The organism is Aliihoeflea sp. 40Bstr573 (assembly GCF_024105655.1).
In the GTDB taxonomy this organism is placed as follows: Bacteria; Pseudomonadota; Alphaproteobacteria; order Rhizobiales; family Rhizobiaceae; genus Aliihoeflea.
Map to the genome: position 1 here is coordinate 1 of NZ_JAAAMH010000018.1, position 15,324 is coordinate 15,324.

Here is a 15,324-nt window from a genome sequence, read left to right on the forward strand (position 1 = left end):
GAGGTCTTCATCCCAGCCTTCGCCGCGCGGACGGCCCTGCAAACCCAACCAGCGATGCCGCCCGCGCTGGCAACAAGACCGTCAATGCACTAACATTCCAGCCGGACCCGTCAGTGGGGGCTGATCAACTGGCCGATACGGGCGAGATACTGTCGGCTGCCGATGGTGAGCGCATCGTGCGGCTGGTCGCCCACCATGTCGGTGTGGAAGTGCATGCCCGCAGCCCCCGCGTCTCGGCCGAACTGCCGGAGACCGGCGAGCGCTTCGAGGGCCTGCTGCCGCCGGTCGTCGCCGCACCCGCCTTCGCCATCCGCAAGCCCGCCGTCACGGTCTTCACACTCGACGACTACGTGGCGGCCGGCATCATGTCCGCCGGTCAAGCGGAAACGCTCCGCGCCGCCGTCCAGTCGCGTGCGAACATCCTCGTCGCCGGTGGCACGTCCACCGGCAAGACCACGCTGACCAATGCGCTGCTGGCCGAGGTGGCCAAGACGCAGGATCGCGTCGTCATCATCGAGGACACCCGCGAGCTGCAATGCGCGGCACCCAACCTTGTCGCCATGCGGACCAAGGATGGCGTTGCCACTCTGTCCGATCTGGTCCGTTCCTCGCTGCGGCTGCGTCCCGACCGTATTCCGATCGGTGAGGTGCGTGGCGCCGAGGCGCTCGATCTCCTCAAAGCCTGGGGCACCGGGCACCCCGGGGGGATCGGCACCATCCATGCCGGTTCCGGCATCGGCGCGCTTCGCCGCCTCGAACAATTGATCCAGGAAGCCGTCGTCACCGTCCCGCGCGCCATGATCGCCGAAACCATCGACCTCGTGGCCGTCCTTGCCGGTCGCGGTTCCGCACGGCGGCTTGTCGAACTCGCCCGCGTCGATGGTCTCGGTCCCGACGGCGACTACCGGATTTTCCCCGCCTTTTCAGAACCCGGCACCACTCGCAACACTGGAGAACCTGCATGATCCGTCGCGCCTTCCGCATCCGTCACCATATCGCAACCGCCGCCGCCTTCGCCTGGGTGAGCCTGATGACATCCCCGGCCTTTGCCTCCGGCTCTTCGATGCCCTGGGAAGCGCCGTTGCAATCCATCCTCGAATCCGTCGAAGGGCCGGTGGCGAAAATCGTGGCGGTGATTATCATCATCGTCACAGGCCTGACGTTGGCTTTCGGCGACACCGGCGGCGGCTTCAGGCGACTGATCCAGATCGTCTTCGGCATCTCCATCGCCTTCGCCGCCAGCTCCTTCTTCCTCTCGTTCTTCAGCTTCGGCGGCGGAGCGCTGGTCTGATGGCCGTGAGTTTCGAGGCGCTCGACGCGGTGCCGGGCTTCGCTGTCCCGGTCCACCGCGCCCTGACCGAGCCGATCCTGCTCGGTGGGGCGCCGCGATCCGTCGCGATCCTGAACGGCACGCTGGCCGGGGCAGTCGGCCTCGGCCTCCAGCTCTGGCTCGCCGGCATCCTGATCTGGGCGGTCGGTCACATCGCCGCCGTCTGGGCCGCCAAGCGCGATCCGCTCTTCGTCGAGGTCGCGCGCCGCCATCTGCGCATCCCCGGCCATCTCTCGGTGTGAGGTTTGATCCATGATGAATCTCGCAGAATACCGCCGCACCGCTTCCCGCCTGGCCGATTATCTGCCCTGGGTGGCGCTGGTCGGGGAGGGAGTTGTCCTCAACAAGGATGGCTCGTTTCAGCGGACGGCGAAGTTTCGTGGCCCCGATCTGGATTCCGCCGTCGCGGCCGAACTGGTTGCGGTCGCGGGACGGCTGAACAACGCCTTCCGCCGTCTCGGCTCTGGCTGGGCCATTTTCGTGGAAGCACAGCGTTCGGAGGCCGCAACCTATCCTGCGGACCGCTTCCCCGATCCCGCCTCGGCATTGGTCGATGCCGAGCGCAAGGCCGATTTCGAGGAAGAGGGCAGCCATTTCGTCTCCGGTTACTTCCTGACCTTCCTCTGGCTCCCGCCCGCCGAAGATGCCGCACGATCGGAGTCCTGGCTTTACGAGGGCCGCGAGACCTCGGGCGTGAACCCGTGGGAGCTGGTGCGCGGCTTCATCGACCGCACCGACCGCGTGCTGGCGCTGCTCGACGGCTTCATGCCGGAATGTAGCTGGCTCGATGACGCCGGCACGCTGACCTACCTCCATTCCACCATCTCGACCAATCGGCATCGCGTCCGCGTGCCGGAAGTGCCGATGTATCTCGACGCTCTGCTGGCCGATCAGCCGCTGACCGGCGGGCTGGAGCCGCGCCTGGGCTTGTCGCATCTCCGGGTGCTGACGATCACCGGCTTTCCCGGCACGACCACCCCCGGCCTCCTCGACGAGATGAACCGGCTGGCCTTTCCCTACCGATGGTCCACCCGCGCCATCCTCATGGACAAGACCGACGCGACCCGGCTGCTGACCAAAATCCGCCGGCAATGGTTCGCCAAGCGCAAGAGCATCGCGGCGATCATCAAGGAGGTGATGACCAACGAGCAATCCGCGCTCGTGGACACCGATGCCGCGAACAAGGCCGCCGACGCGGATATGGCGTTGCAGGAACTCGGCGCCGACATGGCCGGCATGACCTATGTCACGGCGACCGTCACCGTCTGGGACGAGGACGCCCGCCGCGCCGACGAAAAGCTGCGGCTGGTCGAGAAAATCATCCAGTCCCGCGATTTCAGCGTCATGGTCGAGACGGTCAATGCCGTCGACGCCTGGCTCGGCAGCCTGCCCGGACATGCCTATGCCAATGTCCGCCAGCCGCCGGTCTCGACGCTCAACCTTGCCCACATGGTCCCTTCGTCCGCTGTGTGGGCGGGGCCGGAACGGGACGATCACTTCGGCGCACCCCCGCTGCTTTACGGCAGAACCGAAGGATCGACCCCGTTCCGGCTGTCCCTTCATGTCGGCGACGTAGGCCATACCCTTGTCGTCGGACCGACCGGCGCCGGCAAGTCGGTGCTGCTGGCGCTGATGGCCTTGCAGTTCCGTCGGTACGCGCGCTCACAGGTCTTCGCCTTCGATTTCGGCGGCTCCATCCGCGCCTCCGCACTCGCGATGCAGGGTGACTGGCATGATCTCGGCGGTGAACTGACCGACGCTTCCGAGACGTCGGTTTCGTTGCAACCGCTGGCCCGCATCCACGAGACATCCGAACGTGCCTGGGCCGCCGACTGGATCGTGGCGATCCTGATGCGCGAGAACATCCAGATCACGCCCGAGGTGAAGGAACATCTCTGGACCGCGCTGACCTCACTTGCCTCGGCTCCGGTCGGGGAACGCACCATCACCGGCCTCGCCGTGCTGCTTCAGTCCAATGACCTGAAACAGGCGCTGCGCTCCTATTGCGTCGGCGGTCCCTATGGTCGGCTGCTCGATGCGGAGGCCGAGCATCTCGGCTCGTCGGATGTGCAGGCATATGAGATCGAAGGCTTGGTCGGCACCGGCGCGGCGCCCGCCGTCCTCTCTTACCTGTTCCACCGTATCGGCGACCGGCTCGATGGCCGGCCGACGATGCTGATTATCGACGAGGGCTGGCTGGCGCTCGATGACGAAGGGTTCGCGGACCAGCTCAGAGAATGGCTCAAGACCCTGCGCAAAAAGAACGCCAGCGTCATCTTCGCCACGCAGTCGCTGTCGGACATCGACAATTCGGCCATTGCACCCGCGATCATCGAAAGCTGCCCGACACGGCTTCTGCTGCCAAATGAGCGCGCCATCGAGCCGCAGATCACCGCGATCTATCGCCGCTTCGGCCTCAACGATCGCCAGATCGAGATCCTCGCACGGGCCACGCCCAAGCGGGACTACTACTGCCAGTCGCGGCGCGGCAACCGCCTGTTCGACCTCGGATTGTCAGAAGTCGGGCTGGCGCTTTGCGCGGCATCGGCCAAGTCCGATCAGGCCCTGATCAGCGACATCCTCGCCGAGTATGGCAGCAACGGGTTTCTCGCCGCCTGGCTACGTGTACGCGGCGTCGATTGGGCGGCCGATCTCATCCCGGACCTCACCAATCTCGCGACCGAAAGCGAACACCTGCCGCCAGTCGTCGATGAAAACGAATTCGGCATCATCCTGGAAGAAGAGGAGATTACCCCATGAAGCGCGCAATTCCCCGGTTCATCCGCATGGCCAGCGCCTCGACGCTCTTGCTTGCGCTCTCCGTGCCGCTGGCTCTGGCGCCGGTGTTCACGACACCGGCCCATGCCTTCTTCGGCGGGTTCGGCCGGATCGTCTATGACCCGACCAACCATGCCGAGAACCTGCTGACCGCCGCGCGCACGCTGGAACAGATCAACAATCAGATCACCTCGCTCCAGAACGAGGCACAGATGCTGATCAACCAGGCCCGCAATCTCGCGAGCCTGCCGTATTCGTCGCTCCAGCAGCTTCAGCAGAACGTCCAGCGCACTCAGCAGCTTCTCGGTCAGGCCCAGAACATCGCCTTCGATGTGCAGAACATCGACCAGATGTTCCAGCAGGACTACGGCAATCTGTCCCTGACCGCGACCGACCAGCAGCTCATTGCCGATGCCCGGTCCCGCTGGGAGAATACCGTCGGGGGCCTCCAGGATGCCATGCGGGTGCAGGCCGGCGTTGTCGGCAACATCGACAGCAACCGGGCCGAGATGTCCGCGCTCGTCGGCGAAAGCCAGGGCGCGACCGGCGCGCTTCAGGCCACTCAGGCCGGCAACCAGCTTCTCGCCCTCCAGTCGCAGCAGCTTTCCGACCTGATCGCGGTCATCTCGGCCAATGGCCGGGCCGAGGCCCTCATGGAGGCCGAACGCGCGACCGCCGCCGAGCAGGGCCGCATCCAGCGCGAGCGGTTCCTCAACCCGGGTTCGGGCTACCAGCCCGGCAACGCGCAGATGTTCAACTGAGCCGGGGAGGGCAGATCATGGAAGGGAAGGTGCTGGTCCGGATTGCCGCCATCGTGTTCGTCGCCGTCGCGATCACCGCGGCGATCATCGAGATGACCCGCGAGGAAGCCCCCGCGCCAGCACCTTCCGCTCCTGCGCTTTCGCGTCAGGTCGATCCCCTGCGCGAAGGGCAGCGCCGCTGTCAGGAGATGGGAGAGGCGGCAGCCAATGATGCCGCCTGCCTGGGCATCTGGGCCGAGACCCGCGACCGGTTTCTCGGCCGGACACCCGCGCCGTCGACGCCTGGCCCGGATGAGGGGCGATAATCATGGGCGGGACGGGGGTCATCGACAATTTTCTCGGCATCTTCACCGGCTACATCGACTCGGGCTTTGGCCTGCTCGGCGGTGAGGTTGCCTTTATTGCCACGACGCTCATCGTCATCGACGTGACGCTCGCCGCCCTGTTCTGGGCCTGGGGCGCCGACGACGACATCATCGCGCGCCTGGTGAAGAAGACGATCTTCGTCGGCGTCTTCGCCTATATCATCGCCAACTGGAACAATCTCGCCCGCATCGTCTTCGAGAGCTTCGCCGGCCTCGGCCTCATGGCCTCGGGCACGGGGTTTTCTGCCGCCGATCTCCTGCGCCCTGGCCGCGTCGCCCAGATCGGCCTCGATGCCGGGCGCCCGCTGCTCGAATCCATTTCCGATCTCATGGGCTGGATCGCGGTCTTTGAAAACCTCGTGCAGATCCTCTGCCTGTTCTTCGCCTGGGCACTGGTGATCCTCGCCTTCTTCATCCTGGCGATCCAGCTCTTCGTCACCCTGATCGAGTTCAAGCTGACGACGCTTGCAGGCTTCGTGCTGATCCCCTTCGGTCTCTTCGGCAAGACCGCCTTCATGGCTGAAAGGGTCCTGGGCAATGTCGTCTCATCCGGCATCAAGGTGCTGGTGTTGACCGTCATCATCGGCATCGGCTCGACGCTCTTCGGCCAATTCACTGCAGGCTTCGGCGGTGCGACCCCGACCATTGACGACGCCATGGCCATCGTGCTGGCCGCCCTTTCTCTTCTCGGCCTCGGTATCTTCGGTCCCGGTATCGCCACCGGCCTCGTCTCGGGCGGCCCGCAACTCAGCGCAGGGGCGGCGGTTGGAACCGGCCTCGCGGTCGGCGGTGCTGCTGTCGCGGGCGGTGGCGTGACCATGCTTGCGGCGCGTGGTGGCGGTGCCGCACTTTCGGGCGGTGCTGCACTTGCCCGCGGCGGGGCCTCGGCCGCCGGTGCGGCCTCGTCGGCCTATACGCTCAGTTCCATGGGCGGGTCCGGTGCAGCCGGTGTCGCGTCCGGCCTTGGTGGCGTGGCGCGCACCGGAGCATCCGCAGCCATCTCGCCCCTCAAGCGTGCCGCGTCTCGCTCCGCCGACAGTATGAAATCCAGCTATTCCGACGGCGCAAAAGCGGGGTTCGCGGCGTCCGGCGGCAGCTCCTCAATGGGCACGATCGGCGGCGCCCCATCGCCTGATCCGTCAACGCCCTCAGCCGCAGATAGCCCGCCGGCCTGGGCGCAGAACATGCGCCGCAGCCGGGCGATGAGCCATGGCGTCACCGCTGCCGCCCATGCCGTCCGGTCCGGCGACAGCCATGGTGGCGGCTCCTCCGTCAGCCTTTCCGAAAGTAACCGCACATGAACATCTTCAAACGACCGACGACCCATTACGGCAAGATGCCGGAACCCGAAACGCCCTATCAGCGCGCCGCGCAGGTCTGGGACGACCGCATCGGCTCGGCCCGGGTCCAGGCAAGGAACTGGCGCTACATGGCGTTCGGCTCCTTGATCCTCTCGGCAGGTTTCGCCGGCGCTCTTGTCTGGCAATCGGCGCGTGGGAGCATCGTGCCATGGGTCGTTCAGGTGGACAATCTCGGCCAGGCGCAAGCCGTCGCGCCGGCAGCAGCCGATTATCGGCCGACCGACCCGCAGATCGCCTTTCACCTCGGCCGTTTCATCGAACAGGTGCGCGCGCTCCCGGCCGACGCCATCGTCGTCCGCCAGAACTGGCTCAGGGCTTACGAGTTCACCACCGACCGGGGCGCGGCCGCATTGAACGACTATGCCCGCTCCAACGATCCCTTCACGCGCGTCGGCCGCCAGCAGGTAGCCGTCGAAGTATCGAGCATCATCCGGGCGTCGCCGGACAGTTTCCGTGTGGCCTGGTCTGAGCGGCACTACGAGAACGGCCAACTCTCCACCACCGAGCGATGGACCGCGATCCTGACGGTCGTGATCCAGACCCCGCGCAATGCCGAGCGGCTGCGCTCCAATCCCCTCGGAATCTATGTCAACGCGATCAACTGGTCGCGGGAGATGAGCCAATGACCGCCACGACTTTCCGCAAAGCCGGGCTTCCGGTTTTCCGCAAACCCGCCTTCGCGGCTTTGCTGCTTTCCGCCACCATGCTGGCCGGCTGCGCCACCAACCGGACGCCGCAGTTCAGCTACGACGCCGATGTGCCGCCGGTGCCGACCGTGCAGGCCGCCGCAGCCGACACAACGCCCCGGCCGCTGCACGTCCCGCCCGCCTGGACTGTGGCGCGGGGCGGCGAGGCTGCCGGCACGGCGACGGCCCGCGTCGAGAACGCCAATGCCGCCGCCCGCGTCGAGCCGCGCCGGGAAGGCTACTATAATGCCATCCAGATTTATCCCTGGTCGGAAGGCGCGCTCTATCAGGTCTATGCCGCAGTCGGGCAAATCACCACCATCGCGCTGGAGCCGGGCGAAAGCCTGACCGGCGCGGGGCCGATTGCCGCCGGAGACACCACCCGCTGGATCATCGGTGACACGGAGAGCGGCAGCGGCCCGACCCGCCGGGTGCATGTGCTGGTGAAGCCGACCCGACCGGACATTTCGACCAACCTCGTCATCACCACCGACCGGCGCATCTACATGATCGAACTCCGCGCCCGCGAAGCTCTCTATATGCCTGCCGTGGCATGGGCGTATCCGACACCACCGCCGGGAAGCCGCGTGACCACGCCCTCAGCCCCCGTCATCCCGGCCGAGACCGCGCGCAACTATCGTTACGGCTTGCAGGTGCAGGGCAGCAGCCCGCCATGGCGGCCGGTTTCCGTCTTCGACGACGGCAGGCGCGTCTATGTCGTCTTCCCGCGTGGCATCGTGCAGGGAGAGATGCCGCCTCTGTTCGTCCTTGGATCGGACGGCGAACCGCAGATCGTCAATTCCCGCATCCATCGGAACGTCCTGATCGTGGACCGCCTGTTCGGCGCAGCGGAACTTCGCCTCGGCAGCGGCGACCGCCAGCAGGTCGTCAGGATCGTCCGCGTCGAGCAGACGCGGGCCGCAGCCCAGCCAGCCGGTGCGACCACGGGAGGATCACCCTCATGAGCGATACCGACACCGCAGCCCCCATGCGGTTGCGCGCCGAGCCGCCCCGCGTCACCCGCCTGTCCCGCAAGGTGCTGGCAGGCGCCGGAGCCGTTGCCCTTCTCGGCATTGGCGGGGCACTGATCTACGCTCTCCAGACCCGCGATGCCGGGCCGGGCGGCGGCGAACTCTATTCGACCGAGAACCGCCCCACAGCAGATGGGCTTGCCGGCCTGCCGCGCGACTATACCGGCCCGGTCCTGGGACCGGCGTTGCCGGGCGATCTCGGTCGCCCGATACTTGAGGCGCAGAATCGGGGGCAGCCGGTCGCGCCACCGACCATCACGGCGCCCGCCGTTGATCCAGATGAGCAGCGTCGTCTCGCCGAGGAAGAAGCCGCTCGTCTGAGCGGCGTGTTCTTCCAGTCTGGCCCGCGGGCTGGAGCGACGCCGGGAACGACCATGCCCGGCCTCGCGGGTCTCGATCTCGGTGGTCAGGCTCCAGCGCAGGATCGCCATACCGCTTTTCTCAACGGGCCTGTGGACCGGCAAACCGTCGCCCCGGATCGCGTCGCACCACCGGCATCGCCCTATATCCTTCAGGCCGGGGCGGTGATCCCGGCGGCGCTTATCACCGGCATCCGTTCCGATCTGCCCGGCCAGATCACGGCCCAAGTGACCGAGAACGTCTATGACAGCCCGACCGGCAGCTTGTTGCTGATCCCGCAGGGAACGCGCATCATCGGCCAATATGATGACGGTGTGACCTTCGGCCAGCGCCGCGTCCTGTTGGTCTGGAATCGCCTGATCCTGCCCGGCGGCCGCTCCATCGTCCTGGAGCGCCTGCCGGGTGCGGACGCTTCCGGTTACGCCGGGCTTGAGGATGGCGTGGATTACCACTGGTGGGATCTGATGCGGGCCGCTGGCCTCTCGACCTTGCTTGCGGTCGGTGCGGAATTGGCCAGCAGCGACGAGGATCGACTGATCCGCGCCATACGCGACGGGGCGCAGGATACCATCAACCAGGCGGGTCAGCAGATCGTCCAGCGCCAGTTGCAGGTCGTACCGACACTGACGATCCGTCCTGGCTACCCGGTCAGGATCATCGTCACCCGCGATCTGGTATTCGAGCCGGCAGGAGGTTGACCATGACAAAGCTGAAACTCGGCCCGCTCCCCGACGACAAGCCCGTGAAGGTGACGGTGGAACTGCCCGCGTCGCTTCACCGCGATCTGGTCGCCTATGCCGAGGTACTGGCCCGCGAGACCGGCCAGCCCACCGCCGATCCCGTCAGGCTGATCGTACCGATGTTGGAGCGGTTCATCGCCACGGATCGTGGCTTTGCAAAGGCGCGAAAGATCCGCTCATGACGTGATCGGGTGTTTGGCCGGGCCGGTTGCCGCGATCATCTCCATGAGCGCGTCTATCACGCTCTGCGTCGAGTCCCACTTCGCCGCGTGGTCCAGCAGGCGGTTCTGAATGTTCAGACTGACCGCTCCATGGATCGTTGACCAGAACATGAAGCCGTAGCGTTGCAGGTCAGCACCCGGCAAGTAACCATGCTCCTGAGATGAGCGCAGGCCTGTCAGCAGCAGACTCAGGACCTGACGACCCGCTTCGCTTGACCACGGATCATCGCTCACCCCAAGCTTCGGGGGCGGTGAGAACATCAGCCGGTACAGAGTGGGGTTCTCCAGGGCGAAGCGCGCATAGGCATAGCTGCCATCGCGCAAATAGCCGAACGGATCGCCTCGCATCTGTTCGAAAACCGCGAACTTCTCGTTGTAGAGGCGTCCAAATCCTTCGTCGCGCGCCGCGCGCAGTAAAGCATTCTTGTTGCGGAAATGGCCGTAAAGGGCCGGCGCCGTGCAGCCCACGGCCTGTGCCACCGAGGTCAGTGGAACATCGAAGTCGCCTTGCTGTGCCAGCAGACGGATCGTTTCCTCGACCGCACGGCGAGCAATATCAAGTTCCTGCTCTTTTCGGGGGCGAGCCATCGAGATCCCTGTTGCGACTGTCCGCTGAAACTGAATACGATTTATTTTTTTCGTTGACGGAGCCGATGTCAAGCAGCACCATCTGGGAACTGAATGGTATTAAGTTTGAGGTGTGGAGGACGGGAGATGGTCGCGTATGAACCTGGCCATCACGGCACGCACCATCGCCTTCGCTGGCAGGCCGCGACCGAGCGCTGGCCAGAAGACGACTGCGGTTCGGGATGATGTGCCATGCCTATGCACCGAAACAGGGACGCCCCATCTGGTAGCTCCGTCCTCGCGCGTATTGTCGAGGGCAGCGCTGGTAAGAGCACAATCCGGTTGCGCCAGTTGCGGCATTTCCTTGCTGCGGCCGACCACGGGAGCTTCCGCAAGGCTGCAATCGCCTTGGACATCAATGAATCATCGGTCAGCCGCCAGATCCGCGACCTTGAGGATGAATTGGGTGCCTCACTATTCATACGACATTCGGGCGGGGTGCGGCTGACGGTCGCCGGGCAGGAGTTTCTGCGCAGCGCCCGGCATGCTCTTCGGCAGATCGACATCGGCGTGACCAAGGTTGCCGCGGTCGGTCGGGCTGACCAGGGACTGCTCAAGGTCGGGATATTTTCTTCGCTGGCGTCGGGATTTCTGTTTAACCTCCTGCGACGGTTCGGGACGCGCCATCCGACCGTTCAGGTCGATCTTATAGATGGAAATCCGTCCGAGCACGTCGCTGCCGTCCGGCAGTTGGATCTGGACATCGCTTTCATAACCGGAACGGCACCCTGGGATGGCTGCGAAACGGAGCATCTCTGGTGCGAACGGGTCTTCGTGGTGCTGCCTGCTGGCCATCCCTTGGCCGCCAAAGCCGAACTCGAATGGCCTGATCTGACAGGTGAACGCTTCATCGTGAGCGATGTCGCACCGGGCCAGGAGATCCACGACTATCTGGTTGCTCACCTTGCCGGTCTCGGTCATCACCCTGACATTCAATCCCAGCATGTGGGCCGCGACAATATCCTGTCGCTGGTAGCTGTCGGTCGGGGGCTAACGCTGACAAGCGAAGCCACCACCGTTGGGCAGTTTCCGGGGATCGCATTCCGGCAACTGGCGGATGAAGTGCTGCCCTTCAGCATGGTCTGGTCGGATAGAAACGATAATCCGGCCTGCAGGCGCCTGTTGAGCATGGCTCGAGCGATGGGGAAAACCTCGTCAGCATTACAACCGAACGCCTGAGGGGACATCGTCGCGTTCCAAATGTGTGCCTCTGTTGCGATTCCTCTCATACAGCACCACTTTCAGCGCCGACGGGAAGCCTCAGTTCCGCAGGATGCGTGGCACAAGAACTCCTGCGTTCCCCCCACCGAACGAAATTCGGCGGAAGTCGCGGGCTTCAGGAACCGCAGTTTCGATTATGGCGCGCGGCTATCCACTGGCTGAGCGCCTTCACCTCGGCAGCGCTGAAGCCCGTGGCCATCGCATCGGCAACGCGCTGCATCATCGCCCGATCATCCGGGCCGGTCGACTTTGCGGGCCAGGATGATCGGAAATGCCCACAGGCATAACTGAACCCGGCCGCCCAGTCCCGCATGGCCATCTGGCTTCGCGCGGACATCGCCGCTGAAAACTCCGCAGCCTCTTTCGCTTGGTCCAAGCAGGCGTTCGCGCGCATCAGGATCAGATCGGCGAAGCGCTGGATACTATCCGACGTGAGGTTGCCAATGGCGCTGCCGAGGATCTCGGGTAGCCACCTGTTCGGCGCGATCACCTTCGGCGCGATGGTGGCCGACATCAGGAACCCGTCTATCCAGTCCGCCGTGATCGCCGAGCCTTTCACGAGGCGCGCCAGTTCGCCCTTCCGCTCCGGCTTTGGCGCATCTGCCTCCGCCTCTTCCACCCATTCCTCAAGCGTGGCGTCCTGATCCACGTCAGGATCGTCGAACACCCACGCCTCGATTGTCTGGTCGTGGACATCGGCCATGACCGGGATCTTCTTCAGATCGCGTCCTTCGAGGAGCGCCATTGCCGTGGCCGTGAAGCTGGCGGCGTCCGGGTGGTCGCTTGCGGCCAGCACATCTGCCGCCCGCGCGACAAGCCGCGCCCAGAAGTCGCGCCGGGTCTCGAGCCATCGCCAGAGCGCCGCGTCCAGCGCGCGCGGGTTGTGGCGGCCCTCGAGCACCTCATGCGCATGATCACTTTCCTCGAACCAACTCTGGACGATCTCATGGCGATCCCACCAGCCCTCGCTGGCATTGATCAGCTTGCCTTGCGCCGGAGCCGAGAGACCGCGTATGCGTTCCGCGACGGGCAGCGCCGCGATCAGGGCCTCGGTCGTGACCGCTTCCGGCCGCAGCTTATCGAGGCCGCAAAGTTCCGCCACCTCGATGAGGCCCGCGGCCGGGGGCAACCCTGCTGCAAGGCCATCGGCCAGCGCCATGGCGAGGCTGCCTTCGAGCCAGGAGAGGGGCACCTTGACCGCGCCGGTCTCCTGGCTGATGCGGCTTAACAGCGCCTTCTGTTCGTTCGCCGATTTGCAGGGCACGGTGTAGGCGTCCTTGACCCCGTGGCCCTGCTTGAAGAGCAGCATCGCGGTCTTGCGGCTGCCGCCCGACTGCAGCGCGATCATGAGGCTTTGCGCGCCGCCGCCATCGGGCAGTGTGGCCATGACCGAATGGATAGTCCACGGCTTGGCTGACGCGCCGGTCGCCAGACCCGACCGCATGGCGAGTTTCAATGCCTTGTCCACCGAGGCGCGGGCCTCGTCCTGAGGCATCCAGCTGCGCAGGATCACCATCTTGCCCGCTATCTCCTGCGAGAGCGTGCCTGTCGCGGCGCGTTCGCCCAAGGCGTGCGCCGCCGCAGCGCGGATCTGCGCTGACGGATCGAGCAGCCAGAAACATGCCAGCTTCGCGTGGATCGGCTCCGATCGTCCAACCGACCATGCAATGACATGCTGACGCATTGCCGACGGCATTGCTGGGAACGTCTCGGTCAGCGCTGCATGCAGCGCGAGCGCATCGCCTTCGGTCTGCTCGATCAGACTGCGGAACAGATCTTCCAGCGCCGCCTCCGCCGCGACACGATCCTGCGGGGCAGGACTGGGCGCTGCGAGCATCATATCGGCGGCAGAAACCTCCAGAGATGTGGGTGCGGGCAGTCCGTTCGTGGTCCATGCGCTTGCAAGGAGCAGGCGGTGGAAGGGGCTCAGGCGCCCCTGGCCAGAAGCCAGTTCGACCGCATCTGCCACGGCCTCTAGAAAGGTATCACCTCGCTTCTTTCGGTTCTCCCTAGCGATACGTGCGGCATCCAGTGCCGATGCCAGCAATTCGGTGAGTGGCTCCAGCTCCGGGGCACTCTCCTTCGTGGCGCAGAGCTTCGCGACCAGACGGCCACCCAATGCTGGCCGATGCAGCATCGAAAAACTTGCGCGGTCGAGAACCTCGCCGCGCGCACTATCATCGTCCTGCAGCCGCGACAGTTCCGCCAATGCTGTCTCGATCGGTCCTTCCGACACGTATCCCCACTTTCTGAATCGCGCCCTTATATTTTTCGCAGCCTATTCGCCGGCCGTGGGATTGTCACCGACGCGAGCACTGAGAGCGGCACTTATTGGCCCAGAACAGGTCCGACCCGTCGTCGTTGGCCACAGGTCCAGACCGGAACATCGATGCTGACGCGACGGTGACCACAAGTTATGGTGCCCCATGACCTTTGCCTTCTACGATCTGGAGACGACCGGCACTTCCCCTGCATTCGATCAGCCCCTGCAATTCGCTGCCATTTTGACGGATGATGCGCTCGCGGAGATCGAGCGCGTCAATTTGCGTTGCCGCATCGCGCCGCATGTCATTCCGTCGCCTTGGGCGCTTGCAGTTACCGGGGTGCGCCCGGCGCAGCTCCTAGACCCGGCTTTGCCGACGTTCTTCGAGCTTGCGCAGCAAATCGGCGCGCTGATCAAGCGCTGGTCTCCCGCGATCTGGACCGGTTTCAACAGCGTCCGCTTCGATGAGGAAATGCTGCGCCAGGCCTTTTATCAGAACCTGCAGCCCGACATCTTCGCCACCCAGTTCAACGGCAACACGCGCTTCGATGTGCTGACCGCGCTCTATGCCGTCTGGTATCGTCAGCCTGACCTGTTTGAGTGGCCGGTCGAGGTGGATGGCAGGTTACGCTTCAATTTGGACCGCATAGCGCCGCTGAACGGCTTTGCTGCACACGATGCGCATGATGCGCTCGGCGATGTCGAGGCGACCATACACATCGCCCGCCGCATCGCCGACCGTGCCCCGGCGCTCTGGGCAGAATTGCTGGCCAACCGGGACAAGGCGCATGTTCAAGCCAGCCTTGAAACCTACCAGCCCATGGCGCTGGTGGAGCGTTTTGGCGGCGGCCCGCCGCACGCGACCGTCGGCTGCTTCTGTGGCATGTCGGCCAGCAACGCCAATCAGGCGGCCTTCTTCGATCTTGATGCCACTGATCCGGCAGATCTCCTTGCGGTCGATGACGCAACGCTCTTTGCTGCCGTCGATGCCACACCCAAGGTCATCCGGGCCTTCTCGATCAATAAGTCACCCGCTTTACTTTCGGTCTCGACGCCCAGCGCTATCCAGGTGCAGCGGGCACATGTGATCGCTACTGCTCCTGACTTCCGGGCGCGGGTCGCGCAGGCGCTGGCCGCCCGCTTCCCCAAAGATCCTGCGGCACCGCTGCCTCCGGTAGAAAAGCAGATCTATGACGGCTTCTACGGCCATGCGGACAAGACTCTCCTTGCCAAGTTCCAGCCTGCGGACTGGCGTCGACGGCAGGAGATCGTGTCCAGTCTTGCAGACCCCCGCCTGCGCCAGCTCGGCCGCCGCCTCGTTGCGTTTCACGCGCCCGATCTGCTCTCGACCGAAGAGCGCGGGCAATACGAGGCATGGTTGCGGGGGCGCTGGTCTGCACCGGAGGACCGGGAGACTGAATGTATGACCACGGTTCGCGCACACGCTGCTCTGGACGAGATGCGGGCCGATGAAGGGCTCGATCTGGGACTTGTCGCCGAGATCGAGATATTCCTGCAACAGTTTGGTCTGCCGGAAAGCTAACGATCAGAGGCTGTTCAGCTACCAGAATCATTTTATT

15 protein-coding genes are annotated in these 15,324 nt (G+C 64.9%); 13 read left to right on the forward strand and 2 right to left on the reverse strand.

Annotation, left to right across the window (positions count from 1 at the left end; translation table 11 throughout):
• The 11 genes from trbB to GTK01_RS17100 all read left to right on the forward strand — a co-directional run.
• A partial coding sequence (gene trbB / locus GTK01_RS17050; RefSeq protein ID WP_252928262.1) for a P-type conjugative transfer ATPase TrbB occupies positions 1–965 on the forward strand: 965 nt, incomplete at its 5' end.
• The gene (locus tag GTK01_RS17055) at positions 962–1,291 is read left to right on the forward strand and encodes a TrbC/VirB2 family protein (RefSeq protein ID WP_035746450.1); all 330 of its coding nucleotides are present in this window, start codon (positions 962–964) and stop codon (positions 1,289–1,291) included. The genes trbB and GTK01_RS17055, both read left to right, overlap by 4 nt.
• Entirely contained in the window at positions 1,291–1,572 is a 282-nt protein-coding gene (locus GTK01_RS17060) for a VirB3 family type IV secretion system protein (RefSeq protein WP_035746452.1), read from the forward strand. The genes GTK01_RS17055 and GTK01_RS17060 overlap by 1 nt, the downstream gene beginning before the upstream one ends.
• A 10-nt stretch (positions 1,573–1,582) precedes the next feature.
• Complete coding sequence (trbE, locus tag GTK01_RS17065) at positions 1,583–4,090, forward strand: conjugal transfer protein TrbE (RefSeq protein ID WP_252928270.1); 2,508 nt, start codon at positions 1,583–1,585, stop codon at positions 4,088–4,090.
• A complete protein-coding gene (trbJ, locus tag GTK01_RS17070) occupies positions 4,087–4,869 on the forward strand; it encodes a P-type conjugative transfer protein TrbJ (RefSeq protein WP_252928271.1) in 783 nt (260 codons plus the stop codon). Before trbE ends, trbJ begins: the two co-directional genes overlap by 4 nt.
• Before the next feature lie 17 nt (positions 4,870–4,886).
• Positions 4,887–5,174 (forward strand): putative entry exclusion protein TrbK-alt, encoded by a 288-nt coding sequence (trbK-alt, locus tag GTK01_RS17075; RefSeq protein WP_143794968.1) that lies wholly within the window; start codon positions 4,887–4,889, stop codon positions 5,172–5,174.
• A 2-nt stretch (positions 5,175–5,176) separates the two neighbouring features.
• Positions 5,177–6,535, forward strand: a complete 1,359-nt coding sequence (trbL, locus tag GTK01_RS17080) for a P-type conjugative transfer protein TrbL (RefSeq protein WP_143794967.1) — start codon at positions 5,177–5,179, stop codon at positions 6,533–6,535.
• Entirely contained in the window at positions 6,532–7,221 is a 690-nt protein-coding gene (gene trbF, locus GTK01_RS17085) for a conjugal transfer protein TrbF (protein ID WP_252928272.1), read from the forward strand. The genes trbL and trbF overlap by 4 nt, the downstream gene beginning before the upstream one ends.
• Positions 7,218–8,246, forward strand: a complete 1,029-nt coding sequence (gene trbG / locus GTK01_RS17090) for a P-type conjugative transfer protein TrbG (RefSeq protein WP_035746463.1) — start codon at positions 7,218–7,220, stop codon at positions 8,244–8,246. Before trbF ends, trbG begins: the two co-directional genes overlap by 4 nt.
• Positions 8,243–9,370 carry a TrbI/VirB10 family protein gene (locus tag GTK01_RS17095; RefSeq protein ID WP_143794966.1) on the forward strand — a complete coding sequence of 376 codons (1,128 nt, stop codon included), beginning with the start codon at positions 8,243–8,245 and terminating at the stop codon, positions 9,368–9,370. The genes trbG and GTK01_RS17095 overlap by 4 nt, the downstream gene beginning before the upstream one ends.
• Before the next feature lie 2 nt (positions 9,371–9,372).
• Positions 9,373–9,594, forward strand: coding sequence for a DUF2274 domain-containing protein (locus GTK01_RS17100; RefSeq protein ID WP_035746465.1), 222 nt, complete (start codon positions 9,373–9,375; stop codon positions 9,592–9,594).
• Here the strand turns inward: GTK01_RS17100 and GTK01_RS17105 are convergent.
• Complete coding sequence (locus GTK01_RS17105) at positions 9,589–10,221, reverse strand: TetR/AcrR family transcriptional regulator (protein WP_143794965.1); 633 nt, start codon at positions 10,219–10,221, stop codon at positions 9,589–9,591. The genes GTK01_RS17100 and GTK01_RS17105 overlap by 6 nt on opposite strands.
• Before the next feature lie 237 nt (positions 10,222–10,458).
• On the opposite strand from GTK01_RS17105, the gene GTK01_RS17110 reads away from it, so the two are divergent.
• The gene (locus GTK01_RS17110; protein ID WP_185968618.1) at positions 10,459–11,439 is read left to right on the forward strand and encodes a LysR family transcriptional regulator; all 981 of its coding nucleotides are present in this window, start codon (positions 10,459–10,461) and stop codon (positions 11,437–11,439) included.
• A gap of 157 nt (positions 11,440–11,596) precedes the next feature.
• Here the strand turns inward: GTK01_RS17110 and GTK01_RS21120 are convergent, their stop codons facing one another.
• Positions 11,597–13,717, reverse strand: coding sequence for a UPF0149 family protein (locus GTK01_RS21120; RefSeq protein ID WP_143794963.1), 2,121 nt, complete (start codon positions 13,715–13,717; stop codon positions 11,597–11,599).
• A 190-nt stretch (positions 13,718–13,907) separates the two neighbouring features.
• Between GTK01_RS21120 and GTK01_RS17120 the strand changes: the two genes are divergently transcribed.
• Positions 13,908–15,287 (forward strand): exonuclease domain-containing protein, encoded by a 1,380-nt coding sequence (locus tag GTK01_RS17120; protein WP_143794962.1) that lies wholly within the window; start codon positions 13,908–13,910, stop codon positions 15,285–15,287.
• The last annotated feature ends 37 nt before the right edge of the window (positions 15,288–15,324 follow it).

Excerpts from the sequence above, each read along its gene's own strand:
- GTK01_RS17055 (WP_035746450.1), top strand. The coding sequence starts at position 962 with ATGATCCGTCGCGCCTTCCGCATCCGTCACCATATCGCAACCGCCGCC.
- GTK01_RS17060 (WP_035746452.1), top strand. The coding sequence starts at position 1,291 with ATGGCCGTGAGTTTCGAGGCGCTCGACGCGGTGCCGGGCTTCGCTGTC.
- trbE (WP_252928270.1), top strand. The coding sequence starts at position 1,583 with ATGATGAATCTCGCAGAATACCGCCGCACCGCTTCCCGCCTGGCCGAT.
- trbJ (WP_252928271.1), top strand. The coding sequence starts at position 4,087 with ATGAAGCGCGCAATTCCCCGGTTCATCCGCATGGCCAGCGCCTCGACG.
- trbK-alt (WP_143794968.1), top strand. The coding sequence starts at position 4,887 with ATGGAAGGGAAGGTGCTGGTCCGGATTGCCGCCATCGTGTTCGTCGCC.
- trbL (WP_143794967.1), top strand. The coding sequence starts at position 5,177 with ATGGGCGGGACGGGGGTCATCGACAATTTTCTCGGCATCTTCACCGGC.
- trbF (WP_252928272.1), top strand. The coding sequence starts at position 6,532 with ATGAACATCTTCAAACGACCGACGACCCATTACGGCAAGATGCCGGAA.
- trbG (WP_035746463.1), top strand. The coding sequence starts at position 7,218 with ATGACCGCCACGACTTTCCGCAAAGCCGGGCTTCCGGTTTTCCGCAAA.
- GTK01_RS17095 (WP_143794966.1), top strand. The coding sequence starts at position 8,243 with ATGAGCGATACCGACACCGCAGCCCCCATGCGGTTGCGCGCCGAGCCG.
- GTK01_RS17100 (WP_035746465.1), top strand. The coding sequence starts at position 9,373 with ATGACAAAGCTGAAACTCGGCCCGCTCCCCGACGACAAGCCCGTGAAG.
- GTK01_RS17105 (WP_143794965.1), bottom strand. The coding sequence starts at position 10,221 with ATGGCTCGCCCCCGAAAAGAGCAGGAACTTGATATTGCTCGCCGTGCG.
- GTK01_RS17110 (WP_185968618.1), top strand. The coding sequence starts at position 10,459 with ATGCACCGAAACAGGGACGCCCCATCTGGTAGCTCCGTCCTCGCGCGT.
- GTK01_RS17120 (WP_143794962.1), top strand. The coding sequence starts at position 13,908 with ATGACCTTTGCCTTCTACGATCTGGAGACGACCGGCACTTCCCCTGCA.